This window comes from Polyangium mundeleinium (assembly GCF_028369105.1).
Lineage (GTDB): Bacteria > Myxococcota_A > Polyangia > Polyangiales > Polyangiaceae > Polyangium > Polyangium mundeleinium.
Genome location: NZ_JAQNDO010000001.1, coordinates 4286668 through 4302750 on the forward strand (window position 1 = coordinate 4286668; position 16083 = coordinate 4302750).

General features: G+C 68.2%; 11 protein-coding genes. 6 read left to right on the forward strand and 5 right to left on the reverse strand.

The features are described from left to right. Nucleotides 1–33: 33 nt before the first annotated feature. The 3 genes from POL67_RS17165 to POL67_RS17175 all read right to left on the reverse strand — a co-directional run bounded on the left by POL67_RS17165 (nucleotide 34) and on the right by POL67_RS17175 (nucleotide 5209). Complete coding sequence (locus POL67_RS17165) at nucleotides 34–1710, reverse strand: serine/threonine-protein kinase (protein WP_271918447.1); 1677 nt, start codon at nucleotides 1708–1710, stop codon at nucleotides 34–36. A gap of 91 nt (nucleotides 1711–1801) precedes the next feature. Continuing rightward, the gene (locus POL67_RS17170; RefSeq protein ID WP_271918448.1) at nucleotides 1802–2632 is read right to left on the reverse strand and encodes a S1C family serine protease; all 831 of its coding nucleotides are present in this window, start codon (nucleotides 2630–2632) and stop codon (nucleotides 1802–1804) included. 66 nt (nucleotides 2633–2698) lie between these two features. After that, nucleotides 2699–5209 (reverse strand): ATP-binding protein, encoded by a 2511-nt coding sequence (locus POL67_RS17175; RefSeq protein ID WP_271918449.1) that lies wholly within the window; start codon nucleotides 5207–5209, stop codon nucleotides 2699–2701. A 263-nt stretch (nucleotides 5210–5472) separates the two neighbouring features. Here POL67_RS17175 and glgX point away from each other — a divergent pair, with 263 nt between their 5' ends. The 6 genes from glgX to POL67_RS17205 all read left to right on the forward strand — a co-directional run bounded on the left by glgX (nucleotide 5473) and on the right by POL67_RS17205 (nucleotide 13589). Further along, a complete protein-coding gene (gene glgX, locus POL67_RS17180) occupies nucleotides 5473–7635 on the forward strand; it encodes a glycogen debranching protein GlgX (protein ID WP_271918450.1) in 2163 nt (720 codons plus the stop codon). A gap of 9 nt (nucleotides 7636–7644) precedes the next feature. Beyond that, complete coding sequence (gene treY / locus POL67_RS17185) at nucleotides 7645–10497, forward strand: malto-oligosyltrehalose synthase (protein ID WP_271918451.1); 2853 nt, start codon at nucleotides 7645–7647, stop codon at nucleotides 10495–10497. Further along, a complete protein-coding gene (locus POL67_RS17190; protein WP_271918452.1) occupies nucleotides 10494–10754 on the forward strand; it encodes a hypothetical protein in 261 nt (86 codons plus the stop codon). The genes treY and POL67_RS17190 overlap by 4 nt, the downstream gene beginning before the upstream one ends. Beyond that, the gene (gene treZ / locus POL67_RS17195; RefSeq protein WP_271918453.1) at nucleotides 10751–12610 is read left to right on the forward strand and encodes a malto-oligosyltrehalose trehalohydrolase; all 1860 of its coding nucleotides are present in this window, start codon (nucleotides 10751–10753) and stop codon (nucleotides 12608–12610) included. Before POL67_RS17190 ends, treZ begins: the two co-directional genes overlap by 4 nt. Next, on the forward strand, nucleotides 12607–13074 hold the full coding sequence (locus POL67_RS17200) for a type II toxin-antitoxin system VapC family toxin (protein WP_271918454.1): 468 nt from the start codon (nucleotides 12607–12609) through the stop codon (nucleotides 13072–13074). Before treZ ends, POL67_RS17200 begins: the two co-directional genes overlap by 4 nt. Nucleotides 13075–13178: 104 nt before the next feature. Beyond that, nucleotides 13179–13589 carry a hypothetical protein gene (locus POL67_RS17205; RefSeq protein ID WP_271918455.1) on the forward strand — a complete coding sequence of 137 codons (411 nt, stop codon included), beginning with the start codon at nucleotides 13179–13181 and terminating at the stop codon, nucleotides 13587–13589. Nucleotides 13590–13622: 33 nt separating this feature from the next. Here POL67_RS17205 and POL67_RS17210 read toward each other — a convergent pair whose 3' ends face one another. Together POL67_RS17210 and POL67_RS17215 are read right to left on the reverse strand one after the other, a co-directional pair. Continuing rightward, entirely contained in the window at nucleotides 13623–14504 is an 882-nt protein-coding gene (locus POL67_RS17210; protein WP_271918456.1) for a hypothetical protein, read from the reverse strand. Nucleotides 14505–14682: 178 nt separating this feature from the next. Then, the gene (locus POL67_RS17215; protein ID WP_271918457.1) at nucleotides 14683–15921 is read right to left on the reverse strand and encodes a sialidase family protein; all 1239 of its coding nucleotides are present in this window, start codon (nucleotides 15919–15921) and stop codon (nucleotides 14683–14685) included. Between the last annotated feature and the right edge of the window lie 162 nt (nucleotides 15922–16083).

Consider the following 16083-nt stretch of genomic DNA (forward strand, 5'->3'; position numbering starts at 1 on the left):
TGAATCGAGCGCCTATGCGGAAAACGAGCCCGGTCAGCGCTTGCAATTCGGGAAAAATCGAGGGCATGCCTTCCCGCCTGCGGGCGCCTTCGTGCTCGGGGCGGGTGATTTCGCCTTTGCTGTCGTCGGGGCGCGTTGTGCCGGCGGATCGGCCGGCGGCTTGCCCCCGTGGATGGGCAATGCGCTCCGTTGATCCGGGCCGTCGACATGCGGCGCGGGCCCTGCGTCCGACGAGGAGGACGGCGCGGGTTGGGCCTCCGGCAGCGACGCGGGCGCGGGCGCCATCCGCGCCATGTCGTCCGGCGCGGGCGGAGGCGAGGGGAGCACGATCGTCCCGTTTGGCACGGCCATGTCCGCGGGTGTTTTCGTGGTCGCCCGGGACGCCACGATGAAAATCAAGAACGGCGCCGCGACGAGCAGGAGCAAGAGCGCCCCCCGGCGCATCACTTGCCGCCTTCGCCGCTGTTTCTGCAATGTGCCGTCCGGTGGTTCGCTCCCGGCCGTCACGGTGATGGCTCCGACGGTCATCACGGTGCTCGGCGCGGTGTGGTTCCCTGCGGTGGCGGAGACCTGCGTCGTGGTCGCGGTGAGAATGGCGCTCAGGGACGCATCTCGCCAGGGCGCCCGTGGTCCATCGAACCCCGGGAGCGCAGGGCGCCGCTCGTCTCCGTCGGTGTTCGGATTCGCCCCGGGGGGAAGGATGACCGTACCCTTCAGGGCGACTTCCCCGATTTGCGTCGGCGCATCGGCCTCCTCGGGCGTCGTGCCGTCGATCGCCAGCGTGAACTTCTGCGTCTCCGGCAGGATGTCGGGGCGCGGGAGTGTCGACGGAATGGGAACCTCCAGCGCCGGATCCACGAGGGGAAGCAGCTCGCGCGCGCTCGCCATGGGCTCGAGCAGGGCCGCGACTTCTTCCGCGGATTGGATACGTTTGTCCCTCTCGCGCTGCAGGCATCGGTCGACGAGATCGGCGAGCCGCGGGTCGACGTGACGGACGCGGCTCGCGACCGGCGGAATCGCGGCCTTCAGGATTTGCTGGAAGAGGACGTCCACGTTGCCCTTGAAGGGCCGCACGCCGGTGAGCATCTCGTACAGGACGACGCCCAGCGACCACACATCCGTGCGGAAATCGAGATCCTCGACGCAAAGCACCTGCTCGGGGCTCATGTACCCCGGTGTGCCGACCATGACGCCCGTGACGGTGCGGACGCAGTCCTTTGTATCGAGCTGCTTGGCCACGCCGAAATCGAGGACCTTCACGACAAAGCCGTCGGTGCTCGATTCTCGGTGGAGAAACACGTTCTCCGGCTTCAGATCGCGGTGAATGATGCGGGCCCCGTGCGCCGCCGCGAGGGCGAGCGCGACGTCCCGTCCGATCCTCGCGGCTTGCTTGGACGGCAGCCTGCGCTCCCGCTCCAGGAGATCGGCGAGCGTCTCCCCCGAGAGGAGCTGCATGACGAGAAAAGGATCCCCCGCGGACGTCTCGCCGGCGTCGTAGACGTCGACGATATTCGGATGGGACAAACTCTTGAATGCGCGCGCCTCGCGGCTGAGGCGAAGGCGGAGGTCCGCGCTTGGCCGCAGAATCAGCTTGATGGCGACGCGACGCGCGGTGCGCTCGCTTTGCGCCTCCCACACCGACCCCATCGCCCCCTCGCCGAGTGGACGGACGAGGCGATAGTCACCCCCGATGCAGTCTCCGGCTTTCATGACCCCCCCGGCGCGCGATGTTACCACTGGCAGTGAGCAACAACACGGAAAAGCCGAGCGGGCTCCCGTTTTGATCGGGATTCGTCCGGGTCTAATTCCCCCGGCGCGCCTTTGGACGTGACCCGCGCGCGGACACGAAGTTCCACACGGCGACCACGACGACGAGCCCCCCGATCACGGCGGCCGATATCAACAAATTGCGGAGCACGTCCTGCTCCGGATTGCTCTCGAAGGGGATCACGGGCGCCGCCGGCCCGAGCTTTTCGAGCATTCCCTTCACCACCTCGATCGGGATGCCGAAGTTCAAGCTCTGCGATTGATTCAAGGTGCCCACCGCGACGGCGACGACCTCGCCGCGCCTCGTCATGATGGGGGATCCGCTCGAGCCAGGGGAAATCGCGGCCGTGATCTGGATGCCCCACGATTCGAGCTCCGAGGCCCGATCGATTTCCTTGCCCACGCCGCGCTCGCGTTTCGCCGAGACGATTCCCACCGTCAGCGTGCCCGAGAGTCCCAGGGGGCTACCGATGACCACGACCTCGTCGCCCGTCGCGACGCCGCTCGAATCGCCGAGCGCGAGCGCCGGCAGCCCCGCCCCATCCGCTTTCAGAATGGCGATGTCCCGCGCCTCGTCGTCGCCGAGGCGCCCGAGGATCGCGAGCTTCGAGCCATCGGCGAGCGTCGCCGTCACCTTCGCGGCGCCGTCCACGACGTGGTGGTTCGTGACGATCCGCCCGTCCGACGAAACGAAAAAGCCCGTCCCCGTCCCGACCTTGTGGCCCGTCGCGTCCTCCACCGTGAGAAGCACGACCGAGGGCTTCGTGCGCTCCGCGAGTTCGGCGAGCTCACCGCCGGCCGCCCAGGCGAGGGCCGGCGAGAAGGAGAGCGTCAAGGTTATCGCTGCCGCGAGCCGACGAACCATGTCGGGACGGAATGCGAACGGGCCGCGTTTGTCAAGCGAGAATCGCGGTCCGCCGCCCTTTCGCGCTCACGCCGAGCGACGCACCGGCCTCCGAGGGACGGCCCGCGGGCGTTCGCGGCGCATGTCCGCAACGGAGGAGAGGACACGTTCGAGCTCCGCGGGATCGATCGGCTTCGTCATGTGGGAATCGAATCCCGCGGCGAGCGCGCGGCGGCGATCCTCCGCGCCGCCGTATCCGGTCTGCGCGATGAGATAACTGCCCGCCGTCGCGGGGAGCGCGCGGAGCGCGCGGGCCACCGCGAAACCATCCATGTCCGGCAGGCCGAGATCACAGAGCACCACGTCGGGGCGCAGCCGCTTCGCCGCCTCGATTCCCTCGGGGCCCGTGTACGCCACCTCGGTGCGATATCCGAGGAGCACGAGCAAGTTCTGCAGGATGTCGGCCGTGTCGTGGTTGTCCTCGATGACGAGGATCCGCAAAGGGCCGTCGGTTTGTCGAGGCGCCGCCGCCGAGGGCGACGGTGCGGTGAGCGCGGCCTCCGCCGAGAGCGGGAGCCACACGCGGAGCGTCGAGCCTTTCCCCGGCCCCGCGCTATCGGCCTCGACGGCGCCGCCGTGCAATTCGACCAGCCCCTTGACCACGGCGAGCCCGAGCCCGAGCCCGCCGCGTGATCGGTCGAGGCTCCGATCGGCCTGGCTGAATGTCTCGAAGAGCCGCCCGAGCATGGCCGCATCCATTCCGATCCCGGTATCGCTGACCGTGATGCAGACCTGGTTCGTCCGCGGGGCCTCGTCCACCCGCACTTCGATCTGCCCGCCCGCGTCCGTGAATTTGACCGCGTTGTGCAGCAAATTGCCCACGATCTGCGAGAGCCGGGTGGGATCGCCTTCCACCCAGCGGGGTTCGTCCGGCAAGGAGAGCGAGAGCGCGAGGCCATTGCCCGACACGATGGACCCGTAATCGTTGGCGACGTCGCGGACGATCTGCACGACGTCACAAGGCTCCTTGCGCAGCTCCAGCTTGCCGCGGGAGATCCGCGAGACGTCGAGGAGATCGTCGATCATCCGGGCCATGTGTGCGATTTGCCGCTCGATCATGGCCAGCGTCTGGCGCGCCTCCGGCGAGCGGCCGGCCTGCATGTCGAGGACCTTCACGGCCGTGCGAATGGGGGCCAGGGGATTTCGGAGTTCGTGCCCGAGCATGGCCAGAAACTCGTCTTTGCGGCGATCGGCCTCCTCGAGCGCGAGCCCCGCCTCGCGCAGCGCGCGCTCGGTCTGCTTCAGCCGGGTGACCTCTTGCACCACGACGTTGACGGCCTGCACCACGCCCGCCGGATCCTTGATTGGCACGTAGCTCGAAATCCAATCCCGCAAGACCCCAGGCTGCGCGGGGGTCTCCATTCGATACTCGTGGTCCATCGAGCTTTCGCCGGTCTCGAAGACGCGACGGAGCAAGAGCTCGATGGGCCCCGTCTCGCCGCGCAGGACCTCCCCTATCGTGCGACCGATGTGGGCGGCGACAGGGGCGCCGTTGTATTGGGCCAGCGTTTCGTTGACGTTCACGTACCGGAGCTCGGTGTCGAGGACACAGAGGCCCGCGGGCGAGGTCTTGTACACGCTCTGGAGCTCGGCGAGGTGGCGCTGCGCGGCTCGCTCGCTCTCCTTGAGCCTGTGGAGGAGCTCGCCGCGATCGATGACGGCGGCCACCTGGTCGCTGAGCGTCTGCATGAGCCGGAGCTCGTCGTCCGTGTACCGGGGGCGCCGGCTCGTCGCGAAGGCCAGCGTGCCGAGCACGCGGCCGTGGGCGATGAGGGGATAGCCGGCGTAGACCTGCGCGCCGACCCCCTTGAGCGGGCCGGATCCGGGGAACGTGGAATGCTGGAGGTCTTCGAGGATGAGGGGCTTGCCCGTCTCGGCCACCGAGCCGCAGAGGAACTCGCCGTAGTGGAGCACGTGGTATCGCTCGCGCAGCTCGTCCGTGAGCCCCCCGCTCGATTCGAGTTCGAGCGTCTTGGGCGTATGTCCCGTCATGTAATTGAAATAAAGCTCCACGCCGAGCTCGGCGCCGAGTTCGGCGAACATCGGCCCGAGCAGCTCCGCGGGCTCGTCGCTGAGGACGAGGCGCCCGGCGGCCTTGGCGAGCAGGCCGAGGTGCGTGTTATGGGCTTCCAGGGCCTCCTGCATGCGCCTCCGTTTGGCCACCTCTTGCGCGCTCTGCTCTGCGACCGTGCGCAGCCGCTCGGCCGCGCTCCGCCATTGCACGCCGAACGCCGTCGTGACCCAGAGGACCACCACGCTCGACACGCGGCCCGTGGCGTCGACCCAAGGCGGAACGACGGGCGTCCCCGTGGTGAGAAAGAAGCCGAGCGTCGTGAGGAGCGTGCATCCCCCGACGACGATGAGCGTGGCGCTGCGACGGGGGAGCCATACGGCGAGGCAGACGGGCACGACGTATCCGTAGGGAAACATGAATCCCAGGGGCGTCGTGATATCCAGGAGGAAGAGCCCGACCATGAGCATCCCGAGGACGACGGGACGCACCACGGCCATCCCCGCGAACGAGCGCCGCCGGGCCATCTCGTCCGTTGCCTCGGCGGTACGCAACCGGTTCCCCGATATGCTCTCCACAGCGTGCTGGCGGCGCCTCCCTCGCACGGCGCATTCGTCCCCTTTGGGACGAAAAGATGCGTGACGCATCGTCCTTCGTCGAGCCGTGAGGCGAGCCGTGCCGGGCCTCTGCGAGCGAGCGCTCGTGCGGGCTCACCCGGACGAGGGTGAGGAAATTCCCCGAACGCGCCTGCGATACCGTATTCCAGCGTGGATGCTATGGACAGGACTCCATGCCCGCACGCTTCTGGCCCGGTCGCGAGTACCCCTTGGGATCCTTCTACGACGGATTCGGCGTGAACTTCGCCCTCTTCTCGGAGAATGCCGAGCGGGTAGAGCTTTGCCTCTTCGAGAACCCCGACGACCGGTCCGAGCGAGACAGGATTGTCCTTTCAGAACGGACCGCGCACGTCTTCCACGGCTATGTCCCTGCGCTCCGCCCGGGTCAACTGTATGGATATCGCGTCCATGGCCCTTACGACCCGACGCGGGGCCTCCGGTGCAACCCGCACAAGCTCTTATGCGACCCGTATGCCCAGGCCGTCGCCAATGAGGTCGACTGGCGGGCGCCGATGTTCCCCTACAAACTCGGCCACCCCGATCAGGACCTCGCCATGTGCGAGGAGGACAATGCGTGGGGCGCGCCGAAGGCCGTCGTCGTCGACAACGTCTTCGACTGGGAGAACGACAAACAGCCGCGGACGCCTTGGCGCGACACGGTGATTTACGAGCTCCACGTCAAAGGTTTCACGGTTCGGCACCCCGACATCCCGGATTCGCTCCGGGGCACGTACGCGGCGCTCGCCTCCGAGCCGGCGATCACCTACCTGAAGAAGCTCGGCGTCACCGCGGTCGAGCTTCTTCCCGTGCACGAAATGGTCGACGACCCGATGCTCGTCCACCGGGGGCTCAAGAATTATTGGGGTTACAATACCCTCTCCTACTTCGCGCCGGCGGGCCGGTATGCCTCGATGGGCCGGAGGGGCGAGCAGGTCGCCGAGTTCAAGCGGATGGTGAAGACGCTCCACGCGGCCGGGATCGAGGTCATCCTCGACGTCGTCTACAACCACACCGCCGAGGGCAACCACCTCGGGCCGATGCTCTGCTACGAGGGCATCGACAACCCCACGTATTATCGCCTCGTCCCCGGGGACCCGCGGTATTACATGGATTACACGGGCACGGGGAACTCGCTCAACATGCGGCACCCGCAGACGCTCAAGCTCGTCATGGACAGCTTGCGGTACTGGGTGACGGAGATGCACGTCGACGGCTTCCGCTTCGATCTCGCCTCGACGCTCGCGCGCGAACTCCACGACGTCGACCGGCTGAGCGCGTTCTTCGACATCATCCACCAGGATCCGATCCTCTCGCGTGTAAAGCTCATTGCCGAGCCCTGGGACGTCGGCGAGGGGGGCTACCAGGTGGGCAATTTCCCCGTCCTGTGGACCGAGTGGAATGGTCGTTATCGGGACGTCGTGCGCCGTTACTGGAAGGGCGACGCCATGGTCACCGCCGAGCTCGGGTATCGGCTCACGGGGTCGAGTGACCTTTACGAGGGCGGCGGGCGGAGGCCCACCGCGAGCATCAATTTCATCACGGCCCACGACGGCTTCACGCTGCGCGACCTCGTCACGTACGACCACAAGCACAACGATGCAAACGGCGAGGAGAACCGCGACGGCGCGGACAACAACGACAGCTGGAACCACGGCGTCGAGGGCGAGAGCGAAGATCCGGCCCTCGTGGCCTTGCGCGATCGGCAGATGCGGAATTTCTTCACGACCCTGATGATTTCGCAGGGCGTGCCGATGATCTGCGGCGGCGACGAGCTCGCCCGGACCCAGCGCGGGAACAACAATGCCTACTGCCAGGACAACGAGATCTCCTGGCACGACTGGGAGGTCTCTGCCCGGCAGCGGTCGATGCTGGATTTCGTCCGGCGCCTCTCGGCGTTCCGGCACGAGCAGCCCGTGCTGCGCCGAAAGAGGTTTTTCTCGGGCGGCTACATCCGCGGCAGCGAGATGAAGGACATCGTCTGGTTCCGCCCGGACGGCCGGGAGATGCGCGCCGAGGACTGGCAAAACCCGCACGGGCGGGCCCTCCAGATGTTCCTCAACGGCGACGCCATTCCCTCGACCGACATGCACGGCGAGCCCATCGTAGGGGACACGCTCCTCATCCTCTGCAATGCGCACCACGAGCCCATGCCCTTCGTCCTTCCGGCCATCGAGTGGGGCGAGCGCTGGGAGGTCGTCATCGATACCCGCACCGCGGCGGCGCCCGAGATCGGCCTGCCGACCGGGGCGGGTGAGCAATACGTCCTCGAGTCGCGCTCGATGGCGGTGCTCCGCCTTTGCCGCAAGCAAGAGCCCGGCGCGAAGAGCGTGATCTGAGGGATGACCATGATGCAGATGGATGCGACCGACAAGGCGCCCCCAGAGGGCCCGAAGGCCGCCGGAGCGGACCCGGCCGAGGGGCTTTACGAGACGATCCTCGCGGGCGCGCGCGTGCCCGGTGCGACCTATCGGGTCCAGTTGAACCAAGCATTCACGTTCCAGGACGCCGCGGCCATCGTGGAGTACCTCGACCTGCTCGGGGTGACGGATCTTTATGCGTCACCCTTCTTCAAGGCGCGGCCGGGCAGCATGCACGGCTACGACCTCGTCGATCACAACAGCCTGAATCCCGAGATCGGCACGAGCGCCGATTTCGACGCCCTCCACGCGCGGCTCGTGGAACGCGGGATGGGGTTGCTGCTCGATTTCGTGCCGAACCACATGGGGGTCCACACGGCGGAGAACGCCTGGTGGATGGACGTGCTCGAAAATGGGCCGAGCTCGCTTTATGCGCCGTTCTTCGACATCGACTGGCACCCGCTGAAGAGCGAGCTCGAACGGCGGGTGCTCCTGCCGGTGCTCGGCGAGCATTACGGCAAGGTGCTGGAGAACGGCGACCTCCAGCTCTCATTTGAGCACGGCGCGTTCTTCGTGCGTTGTTATGGCAATCCCCTGCCGCTCTCCCCGCGGACGTTCCCGCTCATCCTGGAGCCCATCGTGCCATCGCTCACCCGCGCGCTCGGCGAGGAAGATGATGCGGTGCTCGAGCTCATGAGCATCCTCACGGGCCTTGGGCACCTGCCGCCGCAGGGCGAGACGCATCGGTCGAAGGTGATCGAGCGCCGGCGCGAGAAGGAGATCCTCAAGCGGCGGCTCGCAGCCCTCGTCGCCGAGTCGCCCGCGGTCGCGCAGGCCATCGAGGAGCGGATCCGCGTGATGAACGGGCAAAAGGGTGAGCCGCGGAGCTTCGACGCGCTCGACACGCTCCTCGAAAACCAGGCCTACCGGCTGAGCTACTGGCGCGTGGCCGCGGAGGAGATCAATTACCGTCGTTTCTTCGACATCAACGATCTCGGGGCGATCCGCATGGAAAACCCCGCGGTGTTCGAGGCGGCGCACCGGCTCCTGCTCCAGCTCATGGACGAGGGGAAGGTCACGGGGCTCCGGATCGATCACCCGGACGGCCTATGGGCACCCTCCACGTATTTCTGCCGGCTCCAGCGTACGTTTTTTCTTCACCGCGCGCGCCGCGCGCTCGCGGGGGCCGAGGACGGCAAGGGCGCGGCGGCGGCGTTGCAATCGCTCCTCCTGGGCCGCTTCGATCGCGACGCGGAGAAACGCCCGGAGGATCCGCCGCGGCCCCTTTACATCGCCGTGGAGAAGATCCTCTCGCGCAGCGAGGAGCTGCCGCGTGATTGGGCGGTCCAGGGGACGAGCGGCTACGATTTCGCCGCGCTCGCCTCCGCGCTCTTCGTGGATCGGAGCGCCGAGCGGACGATCACCTCCATCTACGAGGGATTTACGGGGTTGCACCTCGACTTCGGGACGCTCGCGTACCAGAAAAAGAAGGTCATCCTGGAGAGCTCGCTCGCGAGCGAGCTCAACGTCCTCGCGAGCGCGCTCAACCGCATCTCCGAGCGGGATCGGCATACCCGCGATTTCACGCTCGGCACGCTCACGGACGCGCTGCGCGAGGTCATCGCGTGTTTCCCGGTGTACCGGACGTACCTCCACGAGGGCACGACGAGCGTGGCGCCGCGCGACGCCGCGGCCATTCGCGCGGCCTTGCGGGCGGCGCGGCGGCGCAATCCCACGACGGACGCCTCGGTGTACACGTTCCTCGGCGGAATCCTCCTCCTCGAACGCCCGCCGCACCTCGCCGAGCAGGAGCTCGCGAGCCGCCGCGACTTCGTGATGCGATTCCAGCAGCTCACGGGCCCCGTGACCGCGAAGGGGCTGGAGGACACGGCGTTTTACGTGTACAACCGCCTGGTCTCGCTCAACGAGGTCGGCGGCGAGCCGGAGCGGTTCGGGATTGGCGTGGACGAGATGCACCGCGGGAACGAGGCCCGGCAGCGGCTCTGGCCCTCGTCGATGCTCACCACCACGACACACGACACGAAGCGGAGCGAGGACGTCCGCGCCCGGATCCACGTGCTCTCCGAGCTGCCTTCGGACTGGGCCGGCACCTTGTATCGCCTGGCCGAGGCGACCGCGCCGTTCCGCGAGGAACTCGAAGGGATCTCCGCGCCCGATCGCAACGAAGAGTACCTGTATTACCAGACCTTGCTCGGGACCTGGCCGTTCGGCGCCGAATCGGCCTCGCCCGTGTACGTCGAGCGGCTCGTCGACTACATGCGCAAGGCCACGAAGGAGGCGAAGGTCAATACCTCGTGGATCAACGCGGATCCCACGTACGACGCGGCCGTCGAGCATTTCGTCCGCACGACGCTGGCGGACGGGCCCGAGACGCGCGCGTTCCGCGAGGCGCTGCTCCCGCTCGCGCGCACCGTGGCCTACCACGGCATGTGGGGCTCGCTCGCGCAGCTCCTCCTCAAGCTCACGTCGCCCGGCGTGCCGGACATTTATCAGGGCAATGAACTTTGGGACTTCAGCCTGGTCGACCCGGACAACCGAAGCCCGTCGATTTCGGAGTGCGCCGGCAGATCCTCGCGGACATCGAGGCGCAGCGGCGCGCGCCCGCATCCAGGGCGGCGCTCGCGCGGGCGCTCGTCGCGCATGCGAGTGACGGCCGCATCAAGCTCTACGTCACGCGGGTCGCCCTCGAAGCGCGGCGAACGACGCGCGCGCTCTTCGGGCCGGAGGGCGCTTACGTGCCGCTCGGGGCCTCGGGGCCCGCCAAGGATCACGTGGTGGCGTTCGCGCGGCGGACCCGGGACCAGGAGATCCTCGTCGTGACCCCGCGCCTGACCGCGCGCCTCGCGAATGGGCGGAGCGAGCCGCCGATCGGCGCCGCATGGGGTGACACCACGCTCCGAATTGATCCTCCCGCCGGCGGGGCCACGAAATGCGTGTACGAAAACCTGTTCACCGGCGAGACGATGGAAACGACGCCCACGGACGCTGGGCTCGGATTGCCCCTCTCGCAGGTGCTCGGCAGCTTCCCGGTGGCGTTGCTCGCGCGGCAGCCGCCGGGAGGCGAGGGGGTGGCATGAAGAACCCGACGAATCACCCTCCGCTCGGCGCGTCGTTCGAGGGGAACGACGTCGTTTTCCGCATTTGGGCGCCCGAGCATGCGCACGCCGAGGTCGTCCTGTTCGACGCGGATGCCGTGACCGAGCGGGTACGCCTTCCCATGGCGGCCGAGCCCGGCGGGGTTTTTCGGGCGCGCGTGGCCGCCTCCGGGCCCGAGGCGTCCGTGCTCTACAAATTCGGCGTGGGCGGCGCGGGGCCATTTCCCGACCCGTATTCGCGCTCGCAGCCCTTCGGGGTGCACGGGCCCTCGGAGGCCAGGCGTTTCTCGTTCTCGTGGACGGACCAAGCGTTTGGCGGGGTGCGCCCCGAGGACCTCGTCCTTCAGGAGATCCACGTGGGCACGGCGACGGCCGAAGGCACGTTCGAGGCGCTGATCCCGCACCTCGCCGAGCTTCGTGCCCTCGGGATCACGGCCCTCGAGCTGATGCCCCTCGCGAGCTTCCCGGGGCGCTGGAACTGGGGCTACGACGGGGTGTGTCTTTACGCGCCGCAGGTCTCCTACGGAGGGCCGCTCGGGCTCATGCGCCTCGTCGACGCGGCGCACGCGCACGGGCTCGCCGTGATCATCGACGCCGTTTACAACCACCTCGGGCCCGACGGCAATTACCTCCGCGCCTACACGCGGCGTTATTTCACGGATCGGCACGAGACGCCGTGGGGCGAGGGGCTCAACGTCGACGGCGAGGACGCGCGGCCCGTCCGCGAGTTTCTCGCGCGCAACGCCGAGATGTGGATCCGCGACTATCACGCCGACGGGCTCCGGCTGGACGCGACCCACGAGATTCGCGACGACAGCGACCCGCACATCCTGCGCGAGATCGCCGAGCGTGCCCGCCACGCGGGCGGGGGAAAACGAATCGTGGTCATCGCCGAGGACGAGCGCAACGACGAGCGCCTCGTCCGGTCCGTGGACGAAGGCGGGCTCGGGCTCGATGCCGTATGGGCCGACGATTTCCACCACCAGATGCGCCGCGCGTTCGCCGGGGACAAGGACGGTTATTTTCAAGATTTTTCGGGGAGCGTTGCGGACCTCGCCCGGACCCTGAACGAGGGCTGGTCCTACAGCGGACAAACGTCGCCGCGGACGGGCAAACCCCGGGGGACGTCCGCGCGATCGATCGCGCCGACACGGCTCGTCCATTGCATCCAGAATCACGATCAGATCGGCAACCGCGCGTTCGGCGACCGCCTGGCGGAGAGCGTGAGCCCCGCGGCCTTCCGGGCGATGAGCGCGCTTCTCTTGCTCTCGCCGTACGTGCCCCTGCTCTTCATGGGGCAGGAGTGGAACGCGAAGACGCGGTTTCAATACTTCACGGATCACAAGGAGGAGCTCGGCCGCCTCGTCACGGAGGGACGTCGGAAGGAGTTTTCCGCCTTCGCGTCGTTCCAGGGCGTCGAGATCCCCGATCCACAGGCGGCGTCGACGTTCCTCGCCTCGAAGCTCTCGTACGACGAGCGGGACGCACCTGCGCACGCCGGCGTGCGTGAGCTTTACCGCGAGCTCCTGCACTTGCGCGCCAAGCACCCGGCCTTGCGCGCGCGGGAGCGGGGCACGTTCGAGGCCCGCGCCGTGGGCGAGGACGCGCTCGTGCTCCGGCGGTGGCGTGGCGGGGAGGAGGTCTCGGTCTGGATGAACGTGCGCGGGAAGCTGCGGGAGAAGCTCGCGAAAGGGGGGGCCTACCAGCTCGTCCTCGCGACCGAGGAGAACCGCTTCGGCGGCGCGGGGGGCGAGGCCGTGCGGCAAGGCCTCGCCGAGGGCGAGCTCCGGCTCGACGGGCCGGCCGCGGTGGTGCTAGCGTCGCGCGCGTCCGCGTGAACGTCCGCCTGGTCCTCGATAGCTCGGTGCTCGTCGCCGCAATGAAAGAAGCCGACCCCGGCCATGCGGACGCGGTCGATTTCCTCGAGCGCCTGCGCGCCGCCCACGCGGCCGGCCGGGCCGAGGTCTTCGCGCCCCCGGAGCTCTGGTTCGAGGTGCGCGCCGCAGCGCAGAAGCTCGGGCGTTTCGGGGGCCCTTCCGCGTGGCCGGGCATGGCCGAGCTCTTCGCCGCGCTTGCCGTCGAGCTCGTGCCGATCACGAGCGTCGAGGAGATCGACGTGTTGTTCGAGCGCCTTCAGCGTCATCTGCGGGATCGCGCGCCGTTCTCGAATGCGACGGATCTCGTGTACCTGTGGGTCGCGTTTCAGCGGAGCGCGGCGCTCGTGACGTTCGACGCCGGCCTGATCAAGTATCACGGAATGGTCTGCGACGTCCTGCGGCCGTTCCACGTTCGCCTGGATTGACGGCCCGCGGCGGTCGAGCCGAGCCACGCAGCGCCGCTTGTATCGGGAAAGCCTCGGCACCACGTCCGCTTTTGCCGCGAGAGGAACGCGCGGAGGAGGACGACGTGAAGCATCCGAAAGCACCCCAGGCCATGACGCCGGACAAGCATCCCGAGGAATACCTCCACGACCTCAACCCGACCGCGCTCGCCGGGCAAAACATCGGAATGGATGCGTCGCATCCGGAGAAGGAGGAGGGACACAGCGCCTACGACATCAAGGAGGCCCACGAGGCCCTGCCGGATCTGACCGCGGACGAGCTGCGTGATCTCCGCGTGCTCCCGCCGGGCGCCCCGCTCTTCGAAAATGCGACGTACATGGATATCCGGCACCGCGAGCGTGGCGAGATCCTCGGCCGCGCGGGCATGTTCGCCGACGACGTGCACTGGTACGTGATGAAGAAGGAGGTCGATTACGAGCTCTGGAACAAGCTGCTCGGCATCCACCACGTCAAGCGGACCGGGACCGGCGGGTAATCCCGCCTGCGGCGGCCTGCGCGCGGGGGTTTTTCAGGGCGCGACGCCGCGCGCGGAGAGCGTGCCCTCGAACGGCGTTCCCGGGCAGCTCCCGAGCGCCGAGGGCACCGCGAGCGTGAATTCGATGTCGATTCGCGTGCCCTCGATCCTGCCCCGCACGAGCGACGCCGGCCCGCCGCAGAAAAACGCGACGCGCGCCTGGTCGAGCGGATACGCGAGATACGCCTCGTCGATCATGGTCTCGAACGAGCCTTCCCCGATGGGGGCATGCAGCTTCAGCTCGAGCAGGCCCCGCTTCCCCGCGACCTCGAACGCGACCTCGCACGCGCGACCCGCGCACGTGAGGCCGTCCGCGCCGCCGAGCGCAACGCCGCCGAGCGTCCCTCCGAACTCCGTCGTGAGCCCCGTCATCAGGTCACCCGTGACGAAGGCCGTGACCATGTCCGTCGTGGCCTCGCCGCCCGGGCAAGCGCCGAGCCGCGTGAGCGAGGGCAACGTGAAGGAATCCTTGTCCGGCGTGGATCCGCGCGTCACCGAGCTGGCTTCCCCGACACACAGGATCTCGCTCGGCGCGTCGGGGGACGATACCTCCACGATACCCACGACCGGCGTCACGGGCTGATCCTCCTCCACGTCGCCTGTGCCCCAGAATCGCGCGCTGAGCGCGCCGTCCGCGGGGTCGTCCGTCACCTGGTATTCGGCCGAAATGCGCCACCCGTCGCCCGATTGCATGCGCGCCATGCCGCCCGCGCAATACGCCTGCGCCGCCGAGGCGCCGCCGAGCGTGCCCTCGGTTTCGAGGATCGCCGCGCAGGTCGGCCCGGGATCGGGCGTTTCGCTCCGTGTATCATCGGCGCCACACGCCGACAGGATCGCCATGGAGGACAGGATACCGAGGACCGGATAAGCACGCATGAGGTTCTCCTCCCGAGGAAGGGGGGTTGTTCTGTGCGGCTTCGTATTGGCAACCGGCGTGCCAGCGCGCGAAGGGCGCGTTTCAGGCGGGAAAACCGAGGGGAGGGGAGCAATCGGGGCGCGTGTTGCTCGAATTGAGCAGATGTCGCGCGCCTGGAATTTCACACCCGGTAGGACATCACGGACAGACGGCGCTGCGCTCGCCGACGCCGTGGGTGATGAACTGGATTGGGTGGCTGCCGGTGAACGAGCCTACCGGGAGCTCGTCCCAGGTAACGCCGTCCGTGCTCCGGAAAAACCGCTGATCGTCGTACCATTGCCCCCAGTTGCCATTGACGGCGACGTACGTGCCCCCGTCGCTCCGGGCCACGGCGCCGACGAGGGGCCCGGGGCTCGTCTGCGTGGTGCCGTCCGCGTTTTTCTTGCGCACCTCGATCGGCGTCTTCGTCCACGTGTCGCCGTCCGGGCTCGTGTACCGCTGGGAGACGTAGTTCGCGTCGCGGCCCCACGTGACGAACGTGTCGCCGGTCCAGAGCAGGCGCGCGTCGACCTCGCCGCCGATGTTCGACGCGGTCCAGGTGTCGCCGCCGTCGAGGGAACGGCACGCGACGCCCGTGCTGCCGAGGACGACGATCGTTCCCTTGCCATAGGCGAAGCCGCCGGCCCATTGAATGTCGCCCGCGCATTCGGCCGGGAGCGTGGTCGGGCGCGCCCAGGTCGCGCCCTTGTCCTTGCTCACGTTGAGGTCGTTGCCATTGCCGCTGTTGAACGCGAGCAGGAAGCGGCCGCCGTCGTGCGGCGCGAAGCCGGTCCGGCGCACGTTCCACACCTCGGAATTCACGTCGCCGCCCGGGGCCCACGCCCCACCGAACGCGTCCGCGACCTGCGGCGGGCGCTCGCCTGCGAGGAAGAGGTCGCTGCCGTACACGATGCCCGCGAACGTCTTGCCTTCGAGCACGGTCTCCCAGTCGACGCCGTTTTTGCTGCGGCGGATCGAGCCGGGCTCGCCCCACCCGAACGTCGCGACGAAGTAGCCATTGCCGTAGGTGATGCCGCGACCCGCCCCGGGGCGGTGATCACAATCGAATTCGCTGCTGGAGAAGCAGGGATACGTGTCGTCGTCCGAGCGGTTGCCGACCCAGGTCCTTCCGTCGTCGCAGGAGATGACCGTCCGGCCGACCATGCCCTGCGCGACGAAGATGGGCACGAGATCCGGGTCGACGACGCCGCCGCCCTGGCCTCCTTGCCCGCCGCCGCCCGGTCCGCCGCCGCCTTGTCCTCCCGCGCCGCCCTGGCCTGCGCTGCCGCCCTCGCCCGAGCCTCCCGCGGCCTCGCCACCACAAGCGACGAGCACGAGCGCCGCCGCGGCGAGCGCCGCTTTCCCGTATTTGCCCACGAACGCCGCCGAATCGAGCATGCTGAGAATCCTCCGCGGCAAAGGAGATCCGCGCGACGGCGGGGCGTCAAGGGGCCTGTCTCTCGACGTGTTGTGACGCGCAGCCCTGGATCCAGTGCCAGGACACAATGTCAGCTTTGCGCGATGCGGCGCGGTTTTCGGCCGTTCGATGCTCTGGCGTGC

Bases quoted from the DNA above. Each gene is read 5' to 3' on its own strand.
- POL67_RS17165 (WP_271918447.1), bottom strand. From the start codon at position 1,710: ATGAAAGCCGGAGACTGCATCGGGGGTGACTATCGCCTCGTCCGTCCA.
- POL67_RS17170 (WP_271918448.1), bottom strand. From the start codon at position 2,632: ATGGTTCGTCGGCTCGCGGCAGCGATAACCTTGACGCTCTCCTTCTCG.
- POL67_RS17175 (WP_271918449.1), bottom strand. From the start codon at position 5,209: ATGGCCCGGCGGCGCTCGTTCGCGGGGATGGCCGTGGTGCGTCCCGTC.
- glgX (WP_271918450.1), top strand. From the start codon at position 5,473: ATGCCCGCACGCTTCTGGCCCGGTCGCGAGTACCCCTTGGGATCCTTC.
- treY (WP_271918451.1), top strand. From the start codon at position 7,645: ATGATGCAGATGGATGCGACCGACAAGGCGCCCCCAGAGGGCCCGAAG.
- treZ (WP_271918453.1), top strand. From the start codon at position 10,751: ATGAAGAACCCGACGAATCACCCTCCGCTCGGCGCGTCGTTCGAGGGG.
- POL67_RS17210 (WP_271918456.1), bottom strand. From the start codon at position 14,504: ATGCGTGCTTATCCGGTCCTCGGTATCCTGTCCTCCATGGCGATCCTG.
- POL67_RS17215 (WP_271918457.1), bottom strand. From the start codon at position 15,921: ATGCTCGATTCGGCGGCGTTCGTGGGCAAATACGGGAAAGCGGCGCTC.